The 22,474-nt window shown below is 74.1% G+C and carries 18 protein-coding genes; 15 read left to right on the forward strand and 3 right to left on the reverse strand.

The genetic code is table 11. The annotated features are described in order from the left end of the window. Nucleotides 1-31: 31 nt before the first annotated feature. From ABD350_RS25990 to ABD350_RS26040, 12 genes are all read left to right on the forward strand, one after another. Nucleotides 32-3,010 (forward strand): FAD-binding and (Fe-S)-binding domain-containing protein, encoded by a 2,979-nt coding sequence (locus tag ABD350_RS25990; RefSeq protein WP_344350789.1) that lies wholly within the window; start codon nucleotides 32-34, stop codon nucleotides 3,008-3,010. 187 nt (nucleotides 3,011-3,197) lie between these two features. Beyond that, the gene (locus ABD350_RS25995) at nucleotides 3,198-4,157 is read left to right on the forward strand and encodes an EamA family transporter (RefSeq protein ID WP_344350790.1); all 960 of its coding nucleotides are present in this window, start codon (nucleotides 3,198-3,200) and stop codon (nucleotides 4,155-4,157) included. Nucleotides 4,158-4,222: 65 nt separating this feature from the next. Further along, entirely contained in the window at nucleotides 4,223-4,462 is a 240-nt protein-coding gene (locus tag ABD350_RS38015; protein WP_382466835.1) for a malic enzyme-like NAD(P)-binding protein, read from the forward strand. Between the two features lie 61 nt (nucleotides 4,463-4,523). Beyond that, the gene (locus tag ABD350_RS26000) at nucleotides 4,524-5,381 is read left to right on the forward strand and encodes a TIGR03084 family metal-binding protein (protein ID WP_344350791.1); all 858 of its coding nucleotides are present in this window, start codon (nucleotides 4,524-4,526) and stop codon (nucleotides 5,379-5,381) included. After that, complete coding sequence (locus ABD350_RS26005; RefSeq protein WP_344350792.1) at nucleotides 5,378-7,054, forward strand: acyclic terpene utilization AtuA family protein; 1,677 nt, start codon at nucleotides 5,378-5,380, stop codon at nucleotides 7,052-7,054. The genes ABD350_RS26000 and ABD350_RS26005 overlap by 4 nt, the downstream gene beginning before the upstream one ends. Beyond that, nucleotides 7,051-8,649, forward strand: coding sequence for an acyl-CoA carboxylase subunit beta (locus ABD350_RS26010; RefSeq protein WP_344350793.1), 1,599 nt, complete (start codon nucleotides 7,051-7,053; stop codon nucleotides 8,647-8,649). Before ABD350_RS26005 ends, ABD350_RS26010 begins: the two co-directional genes overlap by 4 nt. Nucleotides 8,650-8,657: 8 nt before the next feature. Further along, nucleotides 8,658-10,511: an acetyl/propionyl/methylcrotonyl-CoA carboxylase subunit alpha gene (locus ABD350_RS26015; RefSeq protein ID WP_344350795.1), complete on the forward strand. Its 1,854-nt coding sequence runs from the start codon at nucleotides 8,658-8,660 to the stop codon at nucleotides 10,509-10,511. A gap of 7 nt (nucleotides 10,512-10,518) precedes the next feature. Next, nucleotides 10,519-11,679 carry an acyl-CoA dehydrogenase family protein gene (locus ABD350_RS26020; protein WP_344350796.1) on the forward strand — a complete coding sequence of 387 codons (1,161 nt, stop codon included), beginning with the start codon at nucleotides 10,519-10,521 and terminating at the stop codon, nucleotides 11,677-11,679. 23 nt (nucleotides 11,680-11,702) lie between these two features. Beyond that, nucleotides 11,703-13,271: a 4-coumarate--CoA ligase family protein gene (locus tag ABD350_RS26025; protein ID WP_344350797.1), complete on the forward strand. Its 1,569-nt coding sequence runs from the start codon at nucleotides 11,703-11,705 to the stop codon at nucleotides 13,269-13,271. Continuing rightward, nucleotides 13,268-14,014 (forward strand): enoyl-CoA hydratase family protein, encoded by a 747-nt coding sequence (locus ABD350_RS26030; protein WP_344350798.1) that lies wholly within the window; start codon nucleotides 13,268-13,270, stop codon nucleotides 14,012-14,014. The genes ABD350_RS26025 and ABD350_RS26030 overlap by 4 nt, the downstream gene beginning before the upstream one ends. Continuing rightward, nucleotides 14,002-14,607 (forward strand): TetR/AcrR family transcriptional regulator, encoded by a 606-nt coding sequence (locus ABD350_RS26035; RefSeq protein ID WP_344350799.1) that lies wholly within the window; start codon nucleotides 14,002-14,004, stop codon nucleotides 14,605-14,607. Before ABD350_RS26030 ends, ABD350_RS26035 begins: the two co-directional genes overlap by 13 nt. 227 nt (nucleotides 14,608-14,834) lie before the next feature. Further along, on the forward strand, nucleotides 14,835-15,860 hold the full coding sequence (locus ABD350_RS26040) for an isopenicillin N synthase family dioxygenase (RefSeq protein ID WP_344350801.1): 1,026 nt from the start codon (nucleotides 14,835-14,837) through the stop codon (nucleotides 15,858-15,860). A 20-nt stretch (nucleotides 15,861-15,880) separates the two neighbouring features. Here ABD350_RS26040 and ABD350_RS26045 read toward each other — a convergent pair whose 3' ends face one another. Further along, the gene (locus ABD350_RS26045) at nucleotides 15,881-16,981 is read right to left on the reverse strand and encodes a citrate synthase 2 (RefSeq protein ID WP_344350802.1); all 1,101 of its coding nucleotides are present in this window, start codon (nucleotides 16,979-16,981) and stop codon (nucleotides 15,881-15,883) included. 176 nt (nucleotides 16,982-17,157) lie between these two features. Here ABD350_RS26045 and pdxH point away from each other — a divergent pair, with 176 nt between their 5' ends. Together pdxH and ABD350_RS26055 are read left to right on the forward strand one after the other, a co-directional pair. Beyond that, nucleotides 17,158-17,844, forward strand: coding sequence for a pyridoxamine 5'-phosphate oxidase (pdxH, locus tag ABD350_RS26050; RefSeq protein ID WP_344350803.1), 687 nt, complete (start codon nucleotides 17,158-17,160; stop codon nucleotides 17,842-17,844). 402 nt (nucleotides 17,845-18,246) lie between these two features. After that, complete coding sequence (locus ABD350_RS26055) at nucleotides 18,247-19,647, forward strand: PAS domain-containing protein (protein ID WP_344350804.1); 1,401 nt, start codon at nucleotides 18,247-18,249, stop codon at nucleotides 19,645-19,647. 53 nt (nucleotides 19,648-19,700) lie between these two features. Here the strand turns inward: ABD350_RS26055 and ABD350_RS26060 are convergent, their stop codons facing one another. Next, the gene (locus ABD350_RS26060) at nucleotides 19,701-20,456 is read right to left on the reverse strand and encodes an SIS domain-containing protein (protein ID WP_344350806.1); all 756 of its coding nucleotides are present in this window, start codon (nucleotides 20,454-20,456) and stop codon (nucleotides 19,701-19,703) included. A gap of 357 nt (nucleotides 20,457-20,813) precedes the next feature. On the opposite strand from ABD350_RS26060, the gene ABD350_RS26065 reads away from it, so the two are divergent. Beyond that, nucleotides 20,814-21,506: an iron-dependent transcriptional repressor DtxR gene (locus tag ABD350_RS26065; protein WP_344350807.1), complete on the forward strand. Its 693-nt coding sequence runs from the start codon at nucleotides 20,814-20,816 to the stop codon at nucleotides 21,504-21,506. A 245-nt stretch (nucleotides 21,507-21,751) separates the two neighbouring features. On the opposite strand, the gene ABD350_RS26070 is transcribed toward ABD350_RS26065, so the two are convergent. After that, nucleotides 21,752-22,417, reverse strand: a complete 666-nt coding sequence (locus ABD350_RS26070) for a bifunctional DNA primase/polymerase (protein WP_344350808.1) — start codon at nucleotides 22,415-22,417, stop codon at nucleotides 21,752-21,754. Nucleotides 22,418-22,474: the final 57 nt, after the last annotated feature.

The raw sequence follows: 22,474 nt of genomic DNA on the forward strand, positions 1-22,474 counted from the left end.
GACTGTGCGTGGCCGGATGCATGCTGGATCCATGACGGATCGTGGGGATGCCACAGGGAACACCCGGAGCACGGACGCCGGGGGTGCGGAGACCGGGGGCACGGACGCCGGATTCATCGATGCGGCCGCGCTCGCGGGGGCGCTGCGCAAGGCCGTCCGGGGCGAGGTCGGGTTCGATGTGACCGCGCGGGCGCTGGTCACCATGGACGCGTCGAACTACCGGCGGGTCCCGCTGGGCGTCGTGGCCCCGAGGGACGCCGACGACGTGGCCGCCGTGCTGGAGGTGTGCCGGGAGCGCGGGGTGCCGGTGGTGGCGCGCGGCGGCGGCACGTCCATCGCGGGGCAGGCGACCGGTACCGGCGTGGTGCTGGACTTCACCCGGCACATGACCGCCCTGGTGGAGCTGGACCCGGGCAGCCGTACGGCCGTCGTGCAGCCGGGGCTCGTCCTCGACCGGCTCCAGGAGGCCGCCGCGCCGCACGGGCTGCGGTTCGGCCCCGACCCCTCCACGCACAGCAGGTGCACGCTCGGCGGAATGATCGGCAACAACTCCTGCGGTTCCCACTCGGTGGCCTGGGGCACGACCGCGGACAGCGTGCGGGAGCTGTCCGTGATCACCGCGCGCGGGCGGCGGCTGCGGCTCGGTCGGGGGTGGGCGGGCGCCCCGGACGGGCTGCGCGAGCTGGCCGAGGGCGAACTGGCCCGGCTGCGGACGGGGTTCCCGGAGCTGCCCCGCCGGATCTCCGGGTACGCGCTGGACGCGCTGCTGCCCGAGAGGGGCGCGGATGTCGCCCGCTCCTTCTGCGGCTCCGAGGGCACCCTCGGCATCCTCACCGAGGCCGTGGTCGACCTGGTCGAGGGCCCCCGCGCGCGGGCGCTGGCCGTGCTGGCGTACGCCGACGAGAGCGCCGCGGCCGAGGCCGCGGCGGGTCTGCTGCCGCTCGGCCCGCTCACGGTGGAGGGCATGGCCGCCGACCTGGTGCCGGCCGGGGCGGGGCTGCCCGGGGGAGGCGCCTGGCTGTTCGTGGAGACCGGCGGGGAGACGGCGGCCGGGGCACGCGCGCGGGCGGAGGAGATCGTGCGCGCCGCCGATGTGGTGGACTCCCTGGTGGTCACCGACCCGGCCGCCCAGCGAAGTCTGTGGCGCATCCGCGAGGACGCGGCCGGCACCGCCACCCGCATGCCCGACGGCTCCGAGGCCTGGCCCGGCTGGGAGGACTGCGCGGTCCCGCCCGCGCGCCTCGGCGACTACCTCCGCGAGTTCCGCGCGCTGCTGGCCGCCCACGGACTGCGCGGCACGCCGTACGGCCACTTCGGCGACGGCTGCATCCACGTGCGCATCGACTTCGACCTGCTCACCGAGGCGGGCATCGGCCGCTTCCGCCGCTTCTCCGAGGAACTGGCCGACCTGGTCGTGGCCCACGGCGGTTCCCTGTCCGGGGAGCACGGCGACGGCCAGGCCCGCGCGGAACTGCTGCCGCGGATGTACGGCGCCGGGACGGTCGCGCTGTTCGAGCGGGCCAAGGCGGTGTGGGACCCGGACGACCTCCTCAACCCCGGCATGCTGGTCCGCCCCGCCCGGCTGGACGAGAACCTGCGCTTCCCGGTGCTGCCCCGCCGGCCGGTCGACGTGGCCTTCGCCTACCCGGCCGACGGCGGCGACTTCCGCGCGGCCGTCCGCCGCTGCGTCGGCGTGGCCAAGTGCCGTACGACGACCGTCTCCGGCCCGGCCGTGATGTGCCCCTCCTTCCGGGCGACCGGCGAGGAGGAGCACTCCACCCGGGGGCGGGCCCGGCTGCTGCACGAGATGCTCGCCGGCGACCTGGTCACCGACGGCTGGCGGTCCCCGGAGGTCCTGGGCGCCCTCGATCTGTGCCTGTCCTGCAAGGGCTGCCGCTCGGACTGCCCCGCCGGTGTCGACATGGCCACGTACAAGGCCGAGTTCCTGTACCACCACTACGCCGGCCGCCGCCGCCCGGCCGCCCACCACAGCATGGGCCGCCTCCCGGAATGGCTCCGCTGGACGTCCCGCACGCGCACGGCCCCGCTGCTCAACGCCCTGGCGGCCGTACGCCCCCTGGCCGGCCTCGGCAAACACCTGGCCGGAACAGCGCCGGAACGGGACATCCCCCGCCTGGCGCCCCGGACGTTCACGAGGTGGTGGCGCGAGCGGAAGCCGACGCCCACTCCCACTGCCGTCCCCACCTCCGGCGCCCTCGTCGTCCTCTGGCCCGACACCTTCACCGAGCACCTCTCCCCGTCCGTCGGGCAGGCCGCCGTCCGCGTGCTGGAGGCGGCCGGGCTGCGGGTGGCGCTCCCGCCGACGCTGCTGCCGCGCCACGGAGCGATCGGCGACGGCAGGACCCGGTCGGCGGCCGCGCTGCTCACCGCCCGCCGGGCCCGGGTCTGCTGCGGCCTGACCTACGTCTCCACGGGCCAGCTCGACCGCGCCCGCACGGTGCTGCGCCGCACCCTGGACCTGATGGAACCGGTGCTGCGGGCCGGGGTGCCGGTCGTCGTCCTGGAGCCGAGCTGCGCCGCCGCCCTGCGCACCGACCTTCCGGCACTCCTGCCCGACGACCCGCGGGCCGCCCGGCTGTCCGCCGCGGTCCTCACCTTCGCCGAAACCCTGGAGCGGCACGCCCCGCACTGGACCCCGCCCACCGTCGGCCGTCCGGTGGTCGGCCAGACCCACTGCCACCAGCACGCGGTGCTCGGCGACGACCCGGACCGGCGGCTGCGCGCCGCCGCCGGGCTCACCGGGGAACTGAGCGGAGGCTGCTGCGGCCTGGCGGGCGACTTCGGCTTCGGGAAAGGACACTTCGACGTCTCCCGGGCCTGCGCGGAGGAGCAGCTCCTGCCCTCGGTGCGGCAGGCGTCCGAGGACACGGTGGTTCTGGCCGACGGCTTCTCCTGCCGCACCCAGCTGGACCAGCTCGCCGGCGTCCGGGGCCGCCACCTGGCGGAGGTCCTGGCGGAGGCCCTGGACCGGGCGGACGGCACCCGCTGAACGGCGGTCCGGCCCCCCACGGCCAGAGAATCCTCGACTCCCTGGCGCCCGGCATCCGAGAGAGGGGTATCTCACCATCCAGGACAGTGCCATCAAGGGTTCACACTCCTGACGTCAGTCCATTACCCTGGACTTGGTAGTACATGGAGATGTACATGATCTGATTCGAGCCAGCACCGGGACCGCCGTGAGCACTGTCAACCGACCCAGCGCCGCGAACTCGACGTCACAGGCGTCCTCCACGTCACCGGGGGCGCCGGCTCCGCGCGCCCCCGGCCGGCTCGCCTCCCTCGGTCCGGTCGGGCTGGTGCTGGCCGGCGGTATCTCGGTGCAGTTCGGCGGCGCGCTGGCGGTCACCCTGATGCCCCGCGCGGGTGCGCTCGGCGTGGTGACCCTGCGCCTGCTCGCGGCGGCGGTCGTCCTCCTCCTGGTCTGCCGCCCCCGGCTGCGCGGCCACTCGCGCGCCGACTGGGGCACGGTGATCGTCTTCGGCATCACCATGGGCGCGATGAACGGCCTGTTCTACGAGGCGGTCGACCGCATCCCCCTGGGCCCGGCGGTCACCCTCGAAGTCCTCGGCCCGCTGACCCTGTCCGTCCTGGCCTCCCGCCGCGCGCTCAACGCGCTCTGGGCCGGCCTCGCGCTCGCGGGCGTGTTCCTGCTCGGCGGCGGAGGCTTCGGCAATCTGGACCCCGTAGGTGTCGCTTTCGCCCTGGGCGCCGGCGCCATGTGGGCGGCCTACATCGTCTTCAGCGCGCGCACGGGCCGCCGCTTCCCCCAGGCCGACGGCCTGGCCCTGGCCATGGCCGTGGCGGCCCTGCTCTTCCTCCCCCTCGGTATCGCCGAGGCCGGCACCCGCCTGCTGAACCCCACCACCATCGCCCTCGGCTCGGCGGTGGCCCTGCTCTCCTCGGTCCTGCCCTACACCCTCGAACTCCTCGCCCTGCGCCGCCTGCCGGCCTCCACCTTCGCCATCCTGATGAGCCTGGAGCCCGCCATCGCCGCCACGGCCGGCTTCCTCATCCTCGGCCAGGCCCTCGCCGCCACCGAGGCGGCGGCCATCGCCCTGGTCATCGCCGCGAGCATCGGCGCGGTCCGCACCCAGATAGGCCGCGGCAAGGCCGGCCTGCCGGCCGAGGGCCAGTAGACCCGGGCGTCACACCCGGTAGCCGTTCGCCCGCGCACCGGAACCCGCCCTGTGCAAACGACGACATCCAGGGCACCGGCGCCGTCAACCTCGCCGCCGTCCTGTCCGGGGTCCGCGCGACCGGCGTGCCGCTGCCCGGGCGCCGTCTCGTCGTCCTCGGCGCGGGCCGCCGGCATCGGCGTCGCCGACCGGCTGCGGGGCGCCCTGACCACCGAGGGCCTGTCCGGGACCGAGGGCCTGATGTCGGCGCGGCGGTACGCGCGGCCCGGTGGGAGCCGGTCCATCCGCCCCTGGAAGCGGTATGACAGCCCCCTAATAATGCAAGCACGCTTGATTGTTTCCGGTGCCGCTGCCATGCTCCCCTCCATGGCCGACCCGACGCCCGTCATCGACGACCTGCGTGCCGAGAGCGGTGAACTCGACCTGCTCGTGGCCGAGTTGACATCCGAGCAGTGGGAGCTGCCGACTCCCGCGGCCGGCTGGACCCTCGCCCACCAGATCGCGCACCTCGCCTGGACCGACCGCTCGGCACTGCTCGCCGTCACCGACCCCGGCGCCTTCCAGGCGCTGGTGGACCAGGCGCTCGCCGCCCCCGGCTCGTTCGTGGACGAGGGTGCCGAGGAGGGCGCCGCGCTGCCGCCCGCCGACCTGCTGGCCACCTGGCGCGCCGGACGCACCGCCCTCGAAGAGGCCCTGCTCGACGCCCCGCCCGGCGCCCGCTTCCCCTGGTACGGCCCGCCCATGTCGGCAGCCTCCATGGCCACGGCCCGGCTTATGGAGATCTGGGCCCATGGCCTGGACATCGCGGACGCCCTGGGGGTGGTGCGCCCGCCCACCGACCGGCTCCGGCATGTGGCCCGGCTCGGGGTGCGCACCCGCGACTTCGCCTACCGGGTACGCGGACTGACCCCGCCGGCCGAGGAGTTCCGCATCGAACTGCTCGCACCCACGGGCGGGATCTGGGCGTACGGCCCCGAGGGCGCCGCCCAACGCGTCACCGGCCCCGCCCTCGACTTCTGCCTGCTGGTCACCCAGCGCGCCCACCGCGCCGACCTCGCTCTGACGGCCACGGGCCCGGACGCCGACCGCTGGCTCGGCATCGCCCAGGCCTTCGCGGGCCCACCGGGCACCGGCCGCCCGCACCAGGGGACGGCCCGGCCGACGCGGGACACCGGCTGTCCGGCCGAGCGCGCCGGCCACTCGTCCGAGGGAGGCGGCCGGTGAGACCGCTGCGCATCGGGAACTTCTCCGGCTTCTACGGCGACCGCTCCGACGCCCTGCGCGAGATGCTCACCGGCGGCGAGGTCGACGTCCTCACCGGTGACTACCTCGCCGAACTCACCATGCTCATCCTCGCCCGCGACCGGCTGAAGGACCCGTCCGCCGGATACGCCCGCACCTTCCCGCGCCGGCTGGAGGACTGCCTGGGCCTCGCCCACGAACGCGGCGTGCGGATCGTCACCAACGCGGGCGGCCTCAACCCCGCCGGACTCGCCGGGGAGATACGGCGGCTGGCGGACCGGCTCGGCCTCCCGGTGCGGGTCGCGCACGTCGAGGGCGACGACCTGACCGCCGCCTACCCGGGCACCCTCGCCGCCCACGCCTACCTCGGGGGCTTCGGCATCGCCGAGTGCCTGCGGGCGGGCGCCGACGTGGTGGTCACCGGCCGGGTGACCGACGCGGCGCTGGTCACCGGGCCGGCCGCCGCCCACTTCGGCTGGGGGCCGACCGATTACGACCCACTCGCCGGTGCCGTCGTCGCCGGACACGTGCTGGAGTGCGGCACCCAGGCGACCGGCGGGAACTACGCCTTCTTCGGCGAGGGGGACGTACGCCGGCCCGGCTTCCCGCTCGCCGAGATCCACGCCGACGGCAGCAGCGTGATCACCAAGCACCCCGGCACGGGCGGCTTCGTGGACGTGGGCACGGTCACCGCCCAGTTGCTGTACGAGACCGGCGGCGCCCGCTACGCCGGCCCCGACGTCACGGCCCGGCTGGACACCGTACGGCTCGGCCGGCAGGGGGCGGACCGGGTGCGGATCGAGGGGGTGCGCGGGGAGGCGCCGCCGCCCGCGCTCAAGGTGGGGCTCAACCGGCTCGGCGGCTTCCGCAACGAGGTCGTCTTCGTCCTCACCGGGCTCGACATCGAGGCCAAGGCGGCGCTGGTGCGCGAGCAGCTCGCCGACGCGCTCGCCAAGTCGCCGCCCCGGGAGGTGCGGTGGGAGCTGGTGCGCACCGACCGGGCCGACGCGGACACCGAGGAGACGGCCAGCGCACTGCTGCGGCTCGTCGTACGCGACCCGGACCAGCAGGTCGTGGGGCGCGCGCTGAGCGGGGCAGCGGTGGAGCTGGCACTGGCCAGTTATCCCGGTTTCCATGTGCTGGCCCCACCCGGAAAGGGCGCACCTTATGGGGTCTTCGAAGATGTGTACGTGCCCTATGGGGGCGCCACACATGTGGCCGTCCTCCACGACGGCCGCCGTATCCCCGTACCCCCGCCCCGGGAGACGCGCCCCCTGGCCGCCGTACCGGACCCGCCCCTGCCGGAACCCCTCCCGCCCGGACCGACCCGGCGGGCGCCCCTCGGCCTGGTCGCCGGCGCCCGCAGCGGGGACAAGGGCGGGAACGCCAACGTCGGGGTGTGGGCCCGGTCCGAGGACGCCTGGCGGTGGCTCGCCCACACGCTGACGGCCGACACCTTCCGGCGGCTGATCCCCGAGAGCCGGGACCTGCCCGTCACCCGGCACCTGCTCCCGAACCTGCGTGCTGTCAACGTCGTGGTCGAGGGCATCCTCGGCGCCGGCGTCGCCGCGCAAGCCCGTTTCGACCCGCAGGCCAAGGCCCTCGGCGAATGGCTGCGCTCCCGCCACCTGGACATCCCGGAGGCCCTGCTGTGACGGTTCTGCGGACCGCTGTCGACCCCACCGCCCCCGACCACCGAGCCCACCGCGAGGCGATGCTCGCCAAGCTCGCCGACCTGACGGCCGAGCACGCCAAGGCGCTCGCCGGCGGCGGCGAGAAGTACGTCGCCCGGCACCGCGGCCGCGGCAAGCTGCTCGCCCGTGAGCGGATCGAGCTGCTGCTCGACCCCGACACCCCGTTCCTGGAACTGTCCCCGCTGGCCGCCTGGGGCAGCGAGTATCCCGTGGGCGCCTCCCTGGTCACCGGGATCGGCGTGGTCGAGGGCGTGGAGTGCCTGATCACCGCCAACGACCCGACCGTGCGCGGCGGCGCCAGCAACCCCTGGAGCCTGCGCAAGGCACTGCGCGCGAACGACATCGCCCTGGCCAACCGGCTGCCCTGCGTCAGTCTGGTGGAGTCGGGAGGCGCCGACCTGCCGTCCCAGAAGGAGATCTTCGTCCCCGGCGGGGCGATCTTCCGCGACCTCACCCGGCTGTCCGCCGCCGGTATCCCGACCATCGCCGTCGTCTTCGGCAACTCCACCGCCGGCGGCGCCTACATCCCCGGCATGTCCGACCACGTGATCATGGTCAAGGAGCGGGCGAAGGTGTTCCTCGGCGGGCCCCCGCTGGTGAAGATGGCCACCGGCGAGGAGAGCGACGACGAGTCGCTGGGCGGCGCCGAGATGCACGCGCGCGTGTCCGGCCTCGCCGACTACTTCGCCCTGGACGAATCGGACGCGCTGCGCCGGGCGCGCCGCGTCGTGGCCCGCCTCAACCACCGCAAGGCCCACCCCGACCCCGGTCCGGCGGAGCCGCCGAAGTACGACCCCGAGGAACTGCTGGGCATCGTCCCGGACGACCTGAAGATCCCGTTCGACCCGCGCGAGGTGATCGCCCGGATCGTGGACGGCTCCGACTTCGACGAGTTCAAACCGCTGTACGGCACGAGCCTGGTCACCGGCTGGGCCGCCCTGCACGGCTACCCGGTCGGCATCCTGGCCAACGCCCAGGGCGTCCTGTTCAGCGCCGAGTCGCAGAAGGCCGCCCAGTTCATCCAGCTCGCCAACCAGCGCGACATCCCGCTGCTGTTCCTGCACAACACCACCGGCTACATGGTCGGCAAGGAGTACGAGCAGGGCGGGATCATCAAGCACGGCTCGATGATGATCAACGCCGTCTCCAATTCGAGGGTGCCGCACCTCTCGGTGCTCATGGGCGCGTCGTACGGCGCCGGGCACTACGGCATGTGCGGCCGGGCCTACGACCCCCGGTTCCTGTTCGCCTGGCCCAGCGCGAAGTCCGCCGTCATGGGCCCGCAGCAGCTCGCCGGCGTGCTGTCGATCGTCGCCCGGCAGTCGGCGGCGGCCAAGGGGCAGCCGTACGACGAGGACGCGGACGCCGCCCTGCGCGCGATGGTGGAGCAGCAGATCGAGGCCGAGTCGCTGCCGATGTTCCTGTCCGGGCGGCTGTACGACGACGGCGTCATCGACCCGCGCGACACCCGCACCGTCCTCGGCCTGTGCCTGTCCGCCCTGCACACCGCGCCCTACGAGGGCGCGCGCGGCGGCTTCGGCGTCTTCCGGATGTGAGGGATCACGTGATTTCCAGTGTGCTCGTCGCCAACCGGGGCGAGATCGCCTGCCGGATCTTCCGTACCTGCCGTGAGCTGGGCATCGGGACGGTCGCGGTGCACTCCGACGCCGACGCGGACGCGCTGCACGCGCGCGTGGCCGACACGGCGGTACGGCTGCCGGGCGCGGCGCCCGCCGACACCTATCTGCGCGGCGACCTGGTGGTGAAGGCGGCCCTGGCCGCCGGGGCCGACGCCGTGCACCCGGGCTACGGCTTCCTCTCGGAGAACGCCGGCTTCGCCCGCGCCGTGCGGGACGCCGGGCTGGTGTGGATCGGCCCGCCGCCGGAGGCCATCGAGGCCATGGCGTCCAAGACCCGGGCCAAACGGCTGATGGGCCTGGCCCCGCTGGACCCGGCCGGGGTGACCGAGGCCGACCTGCCGGTCCTGGTGAAGGCGGCGGCGGGCGGCGGAGGGCGCGGGATGCGGATCGTGCGCCGCCTTCAGGAGCTGCGGGCCGCGCTGGACGGCGCGCGCGCCGAGGCCGCGAGCGCCTTCGGTGACGGCGAGGTGTTCGTGGAGCCGTACCTGGAACACGGCCGCCACGTGGAGGTGCAGATCCTCGCCGACACCCACGGCACCGTCTGGCCGCTCGGCACCCGCGACTGCTCCCTCCAGCGCCGTCACCAGAAGGTGATCGAGGAGGCCCCGGCGCCCGGACTCACCAAGGGGCTCGCCGAGGAGCTGCGGACGCTGGCCGTACGCGCCGCCCGCGCCGTGTCGTACACCGGCGCCGGCACGGTCGAGTTCCTGGTCGCCGACGGCCGCGCCCACTTCCTGGAGATGAACACCCGCCTCCAGGTGGAACACCCCGTCACGGAGGCCGTGTTCGGGCTGGACCTGGTCGCCGAGCAGATCCGCGTCGCCGAGGGCCACGCCCTGGGGACCGAGCCCCCGCACGCGCGCGGCCACGCCGTCGAGGCCCGCCTCTACGCCGAGGACCCGGCCCGCGACTGGGCCCCGCAGACCGGCACCCTGCACCGGCTCGCCGTACCCGACGGCGTCCGCCTGGACACCGGCTACACCGGCGGCGACACCATCGGCGTCCACTACGACGCCATGCTCGCCAAGGTCGTCGCCCACGCCCCCACCCGGGCCGAGGCGATCCGCCGGCTCGCCGGCGCGCTGGAGTCGGCCGTGATCCACGGCCCGGTCACCAACCGGGACCTGCTGGTGCGCTCGCTGCGGCACGAGGAGTTCACCGCGGCCCGCATGGACACCGGGTTCTACGACCGCCACCTCGGCGCGCTGACCACGCCCGGCCCCGACCCGTACGCCCCGCTGGCCGCCGCCCTCGCCGACGCCCACGGCCGCTCCCGGTTCGGCGGCTGGCGCAACGTCCCCTCGCAGCCGCAGGTGAAGCGGTACGAGATGGGCGGCGAGGAGCACGAGGTCCGCTACCGGCACACCCGGGACGGTCTCGCCGCCGACGGCGTGCGGGTCGTGCACGCCGACGCCCGCCTGGTCGTCCTGGAGACCGACGGCGTACGGCGGAGGTTCACCGTCGCCCGCTACGGCGACCAGGTCCACGTCAACACCACCCGCCTCACCGCCCTGCCCCGCTTCCCCGACCCCGTCGCCCGGCTCGCCCCCGGCTCCCTGGTGGCCCCCATGCCGGGCACGGTCGTCCGGATCGCCGAGGGCCTGGCGGAAGGGGCGACGGTCCAGGCCGGCCAGGGACTCGTATGGGTGGAGGCGATGAAGATGCAGCACCTGATCTCGGCACCGGCCGCCGGAACCCTCACCGCCCTGCACGCCAGGCCCGGACAGCAGGTCGAGCCGGGCACGGTCCTGGCAGTAGTGCAGGAAACCCCTTCCTAGGAGCCCCATGACCGCCGTCATCGAGTCCGAAGAGCACAAGGCCCTGCGCGCCGCGGTAGCCGCCCTCGGCAAGCGCTACGGCCGCGACTACGTCACCCGCACGGTCGCCGAGGGCAAACCCCCCGCCGAACTCTGGACCGACGCCGGCAGGCTCGGCTATCTCGGCGTCAACCTCCCCGAGGAGTACGGCGGCGGAGGCGGCGGCATAGCCGAACTCTCCATCGTCCTCGAAGAGCTGGGCGCCGCCGGCTCCCCGCTCCTCATGCTCGTCGTGTCGCCCGCCATCTGCGGCACGGTGATCGCCCGCTTCGGCACCGAGGAGCAGAAGCGGACATGGCTGCCCCAACTCGCCGACGGCACCCGTCTGATGGCCTTCGGCATCACCGAACCCGACGCCGGCTCCAACAGCCACCGCATCACCACCACGGCCCGCCGGGACGGCACCGACTGGCTGCTCACCGGCCGCAAGGTCTTCGTCTCCGGGGTCGACATCGCCGACGCCGTCCTCGTCGTCGGCCGCACCGAGGACGCCCGCACCGGCACCCTCAAGCCCTGCCTGTTCATCGTCCCCACGGACGCCGATGGCTTCCAAAAACACCCCATTCCCATGGAACTCAACGCGGCCGAGAAGCAGTTCGAGCTCGTCCTGGACGACGTCCGGCTGCCCGCGGAGGCACTCGTGGGCGACGAGGACGCCGGCCTGCTGCACCTGTTCGCCGGGCTGAACCCCGAACGGATCATGACGGCCGCGTTCGCGATCGGCATGGGCCGCTACGCCCTCGCCAGGGCCGTCGGGTACGCCCGTGAGCGCACCGTCTGGAAGGCCCCCATCGGCGCCCACCAGGCCATCGCCCACCCCCTGGCGCAGGCCCACATCGACCTGGAGCTGGCCCGGCTGATGATGCAGAAAGCGGCCCTTCTCTACGACTCCGGGGACGACATCGGCGCGGGCGAGGCCGCCAACATGGCCAAGTACGCGGCGGGCGAGGCCTGTGTGCGGGCCGTCGACCAGGCCGTGCACACCCTCGGCGGCAACGGCCTCACCCGGGAGTTCGGGCTCGCCTCGCTGATCACCGCCGCCCGCGTGGCACGCATCGCCCCGGTGAGCCGGGAAATGATCCTCAACTACGTCTCCCACCAGAGCCTGGGCCTGCCCAAGTCGTACTGAGCGGCCCCGCGTGAGGAGGAACCGTGTTCCGCAGCGAGTACGCAGACGTTTTGCCCGTGGAACTCCCCATCCACGAGGCCGTCCTGGGCCACGCCGCCGCCTTCGGCGACCGGCCCGCCCTGATCGACGGCACGGACGGCACCACCCTCACGTACGAGCAGGTGGACCGGTTCCACCGGCGTCTCGCCGCCGCCCTCGCCGGCACCGGCGTACGCAAAGGCGACGTCCTCGCCCTGCACAGCCCCAACACCATCGCCTTCCCCACCGCGTTCTACGCCGCCACCCGCGCCGGAGCCACCGTCACCACCGCGCACCCGCTCGCCACCGCCGAGGAACTCGCCCGGCAGCTGCGCGACAGCGCGGCCCGCTGGCTCGTCACCGTCTCCCCGCTGCTGCCCACCGCCCGCCGGGCCGCGGAACTGGCGGGCGGTGTCCGGGAGATCCTGGTGTGCGACAGCGCGCCCGGGCACCGCTCGCTGACCGATCTGCTCGCCACCACCGACCCCGAACCGCGGGTCGCCATCGACCCGGCCGAGGACATCGCCGTGCTGCCGTACTCCTCCGGCACCACCGGCACCCCCAAGGGCGTGATGCTCACCCACCGGCAGATCGCCACCAACCTCGCCCAGCTGGAGTCCGCCGTCCCGGCCGGCCCCGGTGACCGCATCCTCGCGGTCCTGCCGTTCTTCCACATCTACGGCCTCACCGCGCTGATGAACGGGCCCCTGCGCAAGGGTGCCACCGTCGTCGTCCTGCCCCGCTTCGAGCTGGAGACCTTCCTGGCCGCCATCGACAAGCACCGCATCACCGGCCTGTACGTGGCCCCGCCGATCGTCCTCGCCCTGGCCAAGCACCCGGCGGTCGGCCGCTACGACCTCTCCTGCCTGGAGTACGTCGTCAGCGCCGCCGCCCCGCTGGACGCCCGGCTCGCCCGCGCCTGCTCGAAACGGCTCGGCCTGCCCCCGATCGGCCAGGCGTACGGCATGACGGAGCTGTCGCCCGGCACCCACGTCGTCCCCCTGGACCGGCTGCGCGAGGCCCCCGCCGGCACGGTCGGCCGGCTCGTCGCCGGCACCGAGATGCGGATCGTCGCCCTGGACGGCACCGGCCGGGACCTCGGCCCCGGCGAGTCCGGCGAGATCCTGATCCGCGGCCCGCAGGTGATGAAGGGCTACCTGGGCCGCCCCGACGCCACCGCCGCCCTGATCGACCCCGACGGCTGGCTGCACACCGGGGACGTCGGATACGCCGACGCGGACGGCTGGCTGTTCGTCGTGGACCGGGTGAAGGAACTCATCAAGTACAAGGGCTACCAGGTGGCCCCCGCCGAACTGGAGGCCCTGCTGCTCACCCACCCCGGCATCGCCGACGCCGCCGTGATCGGTGCCCGCGACGAGGACGGCAACGAGATCCCGCACGCCTTCGTCGTCCGCCACCCCGGCGCCGACGGCCCGGCCGAGGACGAGGTGCTGGCATTCGTCGCCGAGCGCGTCGCCCCGTACAAACGCGTCCGCCGGATCACCTTCACCGACACCGTCCCCCGCGCCGCCTCCGGCAAGATCCTGCGCCGACAGCTCAGGGAGCGCCCATGACCGACCCCGCCGTGCCCATCGGCCGGACCCGCGCGCGTGCCGTTCAGACGCTCAGTCTCGACGCCACCGACACCCGCAACGCCCTGTCCGCGGCCCTCGTCACCGGCCTCGCCGACGCCCTGGCCGACTGCGGCGCGGACCCGACGGTGCGGGCCGTGGTCCTCACCCACACCGGTACGACGTTCTGCGCCGGCGCCGACCTGCGCGACCCGCCCGCCCCGGAGGACCTGGTGGCCCTGTTGCGGCGGATCGTGGAGCTGCCCAAACCGGTCGTCGCCCGGGTCACCGGCCATGTCCGCGCCGGCGGCCTCGGACTGCTCGCCGCCTGCGACATCACCGCCGCCTCCGCCGCGGCCACCTTCGCCTTCACCGAGGTGCGCATCGGCGTCGCCCCCGCCGTGATCTCCCTGCCGGTGCTCCCGCGCGCCGACCCCCGCGCCCTGGCCCGCTACTACCTCACCGGTGAGCGCTTCGGCCCGGCCGAAGCCGTGCGGCTGGGCCTGCTGACGGCGACGGCGGACGACGTGGACGACGCCCTCGCCCCCGTCCTGGACGGCCTGCGCCGGGCCTCCCCCGAGGCCCTGGCCGAGACGAAACGGCTGCTCACGGCTAGGGTGCTGGAGACATTCGACCGGGACGCGGCCGAGCTGACCGCGCTGACGGCCCGGCTGTTCTCCTCCGGCCAGGCCCGGGAGGGGATGACGGCCTTCCTGGAAAGACGTGAGGCGGCATGGGTGGTGTGAGTACGACCGAACGCGAGCGCGTGCCCAAGCAGGACCGCAGCCGGGCCACCCGGCAGCGGCTCCTGGAGGCCGCCGTGGCCTGCCTCGCCGAGCGCGGCTGGGCGGGTTCCACGGTCACCGTCGTCGCCGAACGCGCCGGCGTCTCCCGGGGCGCCGCCCAGCACCACTTCCCGACCCGGGAAGACCTCTTCACCGCGGCCGTCGAGTACGTCTCCGAGGAGCGCTCGCTGGCGCTGCGCGCCCTGTTCCCCGACGGCCCCGCCGACCGCCGGGCCGTCGTGTCCGCCCTCGTCGACCTCTACACCGGCCCGCTCTTCCGCGCCGCCCTGCACCTGTGGGTCGCCGCCTCCGACGAGGAGCAGCTGCGTCCGCGGGTGACCGAGCTGGAGGCCCGGGTGGGCCGCGAGACCCACCGCATAGCCGTCGAACTCCTCGGCGCCGACGAGTCCCGCCCCGGCGTCCGCGAGACCGTCCAGGGCCTCCTCGACATGGCCCGCGGCCTGGGCCTGGCCAACCTCCTCACCGACGACACCGCCCGCCGCGAACGGGTCGTCGCCCAGTGGGCGGCCCTGCTGGACGGGGCGCTGGGCTGAGAAGGCCGTACGGCGGCACCTCCCACGCGGCGCGTTACCCTTGGCCCATGCATCCGATGCTCGTCCGCCGCCGCCACGTGGACTACGTGCGCGTCACGAGCACGGGCTGTCGGCGCCTCTGCGCCTGACAGCCCCCTGCATCTCCTTTTCTTTCTCCCTTTTTCCGGCACCGGGGGCCGCCCGTACCCCTCGGCGGCCGCCGTGCCCCGTACACCCGCGGACGCACCATGACCACGCATACAGCGATGTCGTACGACCAGCTCCCGATCATCGACCTGTCGGCCGCCGACCGAGGCCCCCAGGCCCGTGCCCTGCTCCACGCCCAACTGCACAGCGCCGCCCACGACGTCGGCTTCTTCCAGCTCGTCGGACACGGCGTGACCGGGGCCGAGACGGAGGCGCTGCTCACCGCCATGCGCGCCTTCTTCGCCCTCCCCGAGGCCGACCGGCTCGCCCTCGACAACGTCAACTCCCCGCACTTCAGGGGCTACACCCGCACCGGCGACGAGCGCACCGGCGGCGCCCGCGACTGGCGCGACCAGCTCGACATCGGCGCCGAACGCCCCGCCCGGGTCCCCGGCCCCGGCGAGCCCCCGTACTGGTGGCTCCAGGGCCCCAACCAGTGGCCCGCCGCGCTGCCCGGGCTGCGCACCGCCGCCCTCGCCTGGATCGACCGGCTCAGCGCGGTCGCCCACCGCCTGCTGCGCGAGCTGCTGACCGCCATCGGCGCCCCGGCCGGCTTCTACGACCCGGTCTTCGGCGACCACGCCCACCCGCACCTCAAGCTGGTCCGCTACCCCGGCAGCGCGGCCGACGGCACCGGCCAGGGCGTGGGCGCCCACAAGGACTACGGCTTCCTCACCCTGCTCCTCCAGGACGCGGTCGGCGGCCTCCAGGTCCAGCGCGAGGACGGCCGCTTCCACGACGTACCGCCCATCGAGGGCGCCTTCGTCGTCAACCTCGGCGAACTGCTGGAGGTGGCGACCAACGGCTATCTGCTGGCCACCAACCACCGCGTCGTCAGCCCGCCCGGTGCCACCGAGCGCTACTCGGTGCCGTTCTTCTACAACCCCCGCCTGGACGCGCGGATCGACCCCCTGCCCTTCCCGCACGCCGCCGAGGCCCCCGGCGTCACCACCGACCCGGCCAACCCCCTGTACGCCGAGTACGGCTACAACGAACTCAAGGGCAAGCTGAGGGCGCACCCGCTGGTGGCGGAGCGGCATCACCAGGACTTGCTGACACCGGCCTGACCGTCTCCCCGGGCTCCCTCTCAGCGGGCGATGCCCCCGTACCCCTGGATGTCCCGGGGACTGCGCGGCCCCGGCCCCACATACCGCGCCGACGGACGCACCAGCCGCCCCGTGCGCTTCTGTTCGAGGATGTGGGCGGACCACCCCGCGGTGCGGGCGCACGTGAACATCGACGTGAACATGTGCGCCGGCACCTCGGCGAAGTCCAGCACGATCGCGGCCCAGAACTCCACGTTCGTGGCCAGCACCCGGTCCGGCCGCCGGTTGTGCAGCTCCTCCAGCGCGGCCTTCTCCAGCGCCTCGGCCACCTCGAACCGCGGCGCCCCCAGCTCCCGCGCCGTACGCCGCAGCACCCGGGCCCGCGGGTCCTCGGCCCGGTACACCCGGTGCCCGAAGCCCATCAGCCGCTCGCCCCGGTCCAGGGCCCCCTTGACGTAGGACTCCGCGTCGCCCGTGCGCTCGATCTCCTCGATCATGCCGAGCACCCGGGAGGGCGCGCCGCCGTGCAGCGGCCCGGACATAGCGCCCACCGCGCCCGACAGCGCGGCGGCGACATCGGCGCCCGTGGAGGCGATGACCCGGGCGGTGAAGGTGGAGGCGTTCATGCCGTGCTCGGCGGCGGACGTCCAGTACGCGTCGACGGCCGCGACGTGCTTGGGGTCCGGCTCGCCACGCCAGCGGATCATGAACCGCTCCACCACCGAGTGGGCCTTGTCGATCTCCCGCTGCGGCACCATCGGCAGGCCCTGCCCGCGCGCGGACTGGGCGACGTAGGACAGGGCCATGACCGCGGCCCGGGCCAGGTCGTCGCGGGCCTGGCGCTCGTCGATGTCGAGCAGCGGCCGCAGGCCCCACACGGGGGCGAGCATGGCGAGCGCCGACTGCACGTCCACCCGGATGTCACCGGAGTGCACCGGGATCGGGAACGGTTCGGCGGGCGGCAGACCGGGGTTGAAGGCGCCGTCGACCAGCAGCCCCCACACATTGCCGAACGAGACGTGACCGACCAGGTCCTCGATGTCGACGCCCCGGTAGCGCAGGGCGCCGCCCTCCTTGTCCGGTTCGGCGATCTCCGTCTCGAACGCGACGACTCCTTCGAGTCCGGGTACGAAGTCGGACATCAGGCGGCTCCTCGTGAAGTGTGGACGGCGGTCGTCCCGGTGACACCTCGATGTGCCGGCGGTCACCCATGGTCAACCCAACCGCAAAGGGAGCAGCACGATAACGCCCGGTGCCACGGTTGGGGAGACCACACGACACCCCGTGCCATACCCGTTCTATACGGCAAGATGACCGCGTGACCGATCGCGACCCGCTTCCGGACCCCGTTCTCGACCCCGCCGCCATGCGCAAGCAGTACCGGGCCGACGGCTTCGCCGAGGAGGACCTCGCCACCCATCCGATGGACCAGTTCGCCCGCTGGTTCGAGGACGCCGCCCGGGCCGCCCTGCACGGCACGCTCTACGAGCCCAACGCCATGGTCGTCTCCACGGTGGACGAGGCCGGCCGCCCCAGCTCCCGCACGGTCCTGTTGAAGCAGTACGACACCGAGGGCTTCGTCTTCTACACCAACTACGGCTCCCGCAAGGCCCTCGACCTCGCGCGGAACCCGCACGTCTCGCTGCTCTTCCCCTGGCACCCGCTGGCCCGCCAGGTCATCGTGTCCGGCACCGCCCGGCGCACCGGGCGCGACGAGACCGCCGCCTACTTCCGTACCCGCCCGCACGGCTCCCAGCTGGGCGCCTGGGCCAGCGCCCAGTCCACGGTGATCGCCTCCCGCTCGGAACTCGACGCGGCCTACGCCGAACTGGAGGCCCGCTACCCGGAGGACGAACAGGTCCCGGTGCCCCCGCACTGGGGCGGCTTCCGGATCGTCCCGGAGACCGTCGAGTTCTGGCAGGGCCGCGCCAACCGCCTCCACGACCGGCTGCGCTACACCGCCCGGCCGGACGGCACCTGGACTGTCGAACGCCTCAGCCCCTGACCCCCCGGGGCCACGTACACCCGGAGAACCCCGAGAACGCAGACGACCCGCGGGCTGGGTTCCTCAAACGAGGAGCCGGCCGGACGTACCGGCAGCCCGCGGGTCGGGTGACTGCTTGGGATTGGGCCGGCTGCGCGCATCTCTCACGCGCTGGTCCGGCACCGCACATGGTGTGGTGTCGGGCCGCTAGCCCGCAGCCACCTCACGCGTCCGGTTGTCATACATCTGCCGAACCACCTCCCTTCTCGTGTACCGACAGCGTAGGAAGCACCCGGGACGCACTCAACTGTTTTTTCTTACGGGAACAGGGTGTGTGCTGGGTCACGTTCCAGTTGAATGAAGGCCGGTGAGGGAACCGGGCGCCGTGTGAACGGGCGCGCAGGCAGTTTCCAGGGGGTCCAGGTGAGTGCTTCGCGGCGGAGTGGGATCACGGACGAGCTGGGGCCGGACGAGCCCGGTGAGCCGGGCTCCGACCTGCTGGCCGCACTGCTCGACGGGATGGACGCGGCGTTGTGCGCGTTCGACGCCGACGGGGTCGTCACGCACTGGAACCGGGAGGCCGAGCGGATCCTCGGCTGGACGGCCGCCGAGGCCGTCGGCCGGCAGGGGTTCGCCGGATGGGCGGTGCGCAGTGCCGACGCCGAGGAGGTGCAGGCCCGGCTGATGTCGGCGATGCACGCGCCGGGCCGTCAGGTGCACGAGTTCGCGCTGGTGACCAAGGACGGCGGGCGGATCCTCGTCCGCACCCAGTCGGCCGCCGTGCGCGGACCGGACGGGAAACCGGCGGGGGTGTACTGCGCGTTCAGCGAGGTGCACGCGCAGATCGACCTGGAGCGGTCCATCGCGCTGAGCGAGGCGCTGTTCGAGGACGCCGCCTGGGGGGTCGTCCTCGTCGACGCCGATCTGCGGCCCGCCGTGGTCAACGCCTACGCGGCGCGGTCCCTGGGCGTCGGGCGGACCTCGGCGCTGGGCCGGCCGCTCGGCGAACTGCTCGCGCAGGGCGCGCAGGAGCTGGAGGCCGCGCTGACCCACGTCCTGGCCGAAGGCGCGCCGCCCGCCCCCGCCGAGATGTGGGTGGTCGTGCGCACGCCCGAGGGCGAGCGGCGGCGCTGCTGGCGCAACGGGTTCCTGCGGCTGGCCTCGCCGCTCGCCGAGGAGCCGGTGCCGCTCGGCGTCGGCTGGATGTTCCAGGACGTCACCGAGGCGAGGCAGGACCAGCAGGAGGCGGCCCTGCTGCGGTTCCGGTCCAACCAGCTGCACCGGGCGGCCCGGGCCGCCGCCGAGTGCGAGGACCCGGCGGAGGCGGCCACCGTGCAGCTGGACTTCGCCCTCGCCGGGTTCGCCGACCACGCCCTGATCGACCGGCTGGCGGACGGCCCGCGGACGGAGGGCGAGGGCGAGGCGGGACCGGTCCGGCTGGTCCGGCTCGCCGCCACGCCACCCGGGGCGGGCCTGCTGACGGGCGCGGCCGGACTGCCCGTGCGCTACCCGGAGGGGCACCCGGCGCGGCAGTGCGTGCGGCGGGCCGGGGCGGTGCGCGCGGAGGCCGGTGAGGTGCCGGCCGAGCGGGCACGGGAGTGGGCGCTGGAACGGCAGTGGCCCGACGACGCGGTGTACGCGCTGTGCGCGGTGCTGCGCAGCCGGGGGCGGACGCTGGGCGTGCTGACCTTCCTGCGCGGCGCCGGCCGCAGCCGCTTCGAGCGGGCCGACACCGCCTACGCCGAGGACGTCGCCCTGCGGATCGCGGCGGCCCTGGACCTGGCGGACACCGCACGCGAGCGCAGGGCACCCGGCGCGCCGTAGGCCTCCGGGGGGTGACAGGCCCCCCCCGGTGCGTGGTGCGTGGTCAGCGGCGGTCAGCGGCGGTAGAAGATCCGGTCGCCGTACTGCGTCATCACCCGGCCGTTCCACTCGTGTCCGCCGTCGACGTTGCCGGAGCGCAGCAGCGGCGGCTCGATGCCGCGGTCGGCGAGAGTGGCGGCGGTGGTCGCCATGACGGCCTGGAGCAGGGCGGTGGTGACGACCGTGGAGGCGGGGGCGAAGGGCGCCGGGATGGTGTCCAGGGTGAGTTCCGCGTCCCCCACGGCGATCTTGGAGTCCAGGACGATGTCGCAGTGGTCCTTCAGGAAGGTGCCGGAGGCGTGCCGGGACGAGGTCTCGGCGGCGTACGCCACCGAGGTCACGCCGATGACCTTCAGGCCGCGGGCGCGGGCACCGAGGGCCATCTCCACGGGAAGGGCGTTGCGGCCGGAGAGGGAGATGATCACCAGGGTGTCCCCGGCGCGCACCGGCGAGGTGTCCAGGACGGCGCCGGCCAGGCCGTCGACCCGTTCGAGCGCGGAGCCGAGGGTGGCCGGGGTGACGTCGACGCCGACGACTCCGGGGACGGCGAGCAGGTTCATCAGCGCCAGGCCGCCCGCGCGGTAGACGACGTCCTGGGCGGCCAGCGAGGAGTGTCCGGCGCCGAACGCGAACAGGCGACCGCCGGCCGCGACGGTGTCGGCGAGCAGGGCACCGGCCGCGGTGATCGCCTCGGCCTCCTCGTCGCGGACCCGTTGCAGCAGGCCGATGGCGGCGTCGAAGAACAGGTCGGCAGGCGTGCCGTCGCTCATGCGTTGCCCCTTCGCAGCGTCTGTGTCGCGGATCACGGTGCGGTCTGGACCATCGCGGTGTCAATACGGCCGGGGCACACGTTGGCAGGGCACCGCACCGGCACCCGGCGACACCGCCCGCCGGCCGACGGCCGCCGGCGGCAGCCGCGCCCCGCGGCCGGGACCGGCACCGCGCTACGATCGCCCCGCGCGGGCGCGACCGCCCCGCGCACCCGTCTGGTGGTGACGGCCCGTACCCCCTCCCCAACGGCCCTGTTTCCCCGGTGCCGCCCGGTTGTCAGTGGCATCCGGCAGAATTGATGTACAGGGGGGCCGCGCACGCGCCGGGCTGCCGGCAGAGGTAATCGAGGGGCACGTATGTCCGGACTGATCGACACCACGGAGATGTATCTCCGCACCATCCTCGAACTCGAAGAGGAAGGCGTCGTCCCCATGCGCGCCCGCATCGCGGAGCGGCTGGACCAGAGCGGGCCGACGGTGAGCCAGACGGTGGCGCGCATGGAGCGTGACGGTCTGGTGTCCGTGGCCAGCGACCGGCACCTGGAGCTCACGGAGGAGGGGCGCCGGCTGGCGACGCGCGTGATGCGCAAGCACCGCCTGGCCGAGTGCCTGCTCGTCGACGTGATCGGGCTGGAGTGGGAGCAGGTGCACGCGGAGGCGTGCCGCTGGGAGCACGTGATGAGCGAGGCCGTGGAGCGGCGGGTGCTGGAGCTGCTGCGGCACCCCACCGAGTCGCCGTACGGCAACCCCATCCCGGGCCTGGAGGAGCTGGGCGAGAAGGACGGCGCCGACCCGTTCCTGGACGAGGGGATGGTCTCGCTGGCCGACCTGGCCGCGGGCACGGACGGCAAGACGGTCGTCGTGCGCCGTATCGGGGAGCCGATCCAGACGGACGCGCAACTGATGTACACCCTGCGGCGGGCGGGGGTGCAGCCCGGCTCGGTGGTGAGCGTGACCGAGTCGCCCGGCGGTGTGCTGGTGGGCAGCGGCGGTGAGGCGGCCGAGCTGGAGGCGGACGTCGCCTCCCATGTGTTCGTGGCCAAGCGCTGAACCGTGCCCGAGACGGGCAGGGGCCCCGGCGCCGTGCGGCGCCGGGGCCTGTCCTCCCCTGTGCTGACCCGGAGCCCCGAGCTCTCAGGGTCAATCCCCTCGGACCGGCTTTTCCCCGAGCGGTCCGCTCCCTGCCAGGAAGATCCCCTCACACACGGCGATCATTCATCGCGCGGTGTCACTCAAATGAGGGGTGTTGACCGCGGAAACGGAGCTTTAGGGCACGTGTTCGGCAGGGGAACCGGTCAGCGATCCCTTCCGCAGGCGTAGGCCAGCGGCGAGATCAGCTCCTCCACGTCCGGCAGCCAGCGGTTCGCCGGAGTCGGGCGGCGGGCCCACTGCACGGCGCCCCGGGACCCGAACCGGGTGGGCGGCGCCGCCACGTACGCGCCCTCGCCCAGTGCCACCAGGTCCAGTGACGGCAGCGACCAGCCCAGCCTCCGCACCAGCTCCGCCACCTTCGCCGAGGCCCCCGGAAGCACGAAGAACTGCATCCGCCGGTCGGGGGTCAGCGTGACCGGCCCGAGCGTCAGCTCCATCCGCTCCATCCGGGCGAGCGCCAGGAACCCGGCGCTCTCCGGGACGGACAACGCCTCGAACGTCCGGCCCGTCGGCAGCAGGATCGACGCCGCCGGCTGCTTCTGCCACATCCGGCGCGCGACGGTCGCACTGCCGGTCGCCTGGGTCGCCCAGTCGGGGCGCGCGGGGTGCGCACCCGGCGCAGGGCAGGCGGTCTCACCACAAGAGCAGCGCTGGGTGCCGTCGGCCGTCTCCAGCCAGGTGCCCGGCACCACGTCCCAGTGCCGCTCCTCGGCGTAGCGTACGGCGGTCTCCAGCAGCGATGCCCCGCGCTGCTGCGGGATCTGACCGGCCATCTGAGTGTTCTGGGCGCCCGCGATCGTCTCTTCCACGTCCTCTCAACTCCCGCGCCCACCTGGAGTTACGGCCCCGGGCGCGCGCGGGGGAGG

The organism is Streptomyces nogalater, assembly GCF_039532885.1.
Classification (GTDB): Bacteria; Actinomycetota; Actinomycetes; order Streptomycetales; family Streptomycetaceae; genus Streptomyces; species Streptomyces nogalater.

What these genes read in the sequence shown, in the direction of transcription:
- ABD350_RS25990 (WP_344350789.1), top strand. Translation starts at nt 32, where the DNA reads ATGACGGATCGTGGGGATGCCACAGGGAACACCCGGAGCACGGACGCC.
- ABD350_RS26000 (WP_344350791.1), top strand. Translation starts at nt 4,524, where the DNA reads ATGGCCGACCCGACGCCCGTCATCGACGACCTGCGTGCCGAGAGCGGT.
- ABD350_RS26020 (WP_344350796.1), top strand. Translation starts at nt 10,519, where the DNA reads ATGACCGCCGTCATCGAGTCCGAAGAGCACAAGGCCCTGCGCGCCGCG.
- ABD350_RS26030 (WP_344350798.1), top strand. Translation starts at nt 13,268, where the DNA reads ATGACCGACCCCGCCGTGCCCATCGGCCGGACCCGCGCGCGTGCCGTT.
- ABD350_RS26035 (WP_344350799.1), top strand. Translation starts at nt 14,002, where the DNA reads ATGGGTGGTGTGAGTACGACCGAACGCGAGCGCGTGCCCAAGCAGGAC.
- ABD350_RS26040 (WP_344350801.1), top strand. Translation starts at nt 14,835, where the DNA reads ATGACCACGCATACAGCGATGTCGTACGACCAGCTCCCGATCATCGAC.
- ABD350_RS26045 (WP_344350802.1), bottom strand. Translation starts at nt 16,981, where the DNA reads ATGTCCGACTTCGTACCCGGACTCGAAGGAGTCGTCGCGTTCGAGACG.
- ABD350_RS26060 (WP_344350806.1), bottom strand. Translation starts at nt 20,456, where the DNA reads ATGAGCGACGGCACGCCTGCCGACCTGTTCTTCGACGCCGCCATCGGC.
- ABD350_RS26065 (WP_344350807.1), top strand. Translation starts at nt 20,814, where the DNA reads ATGTCCGGACTGATCGACACCACGGAGATGTATCTCCGCACCATCCTC.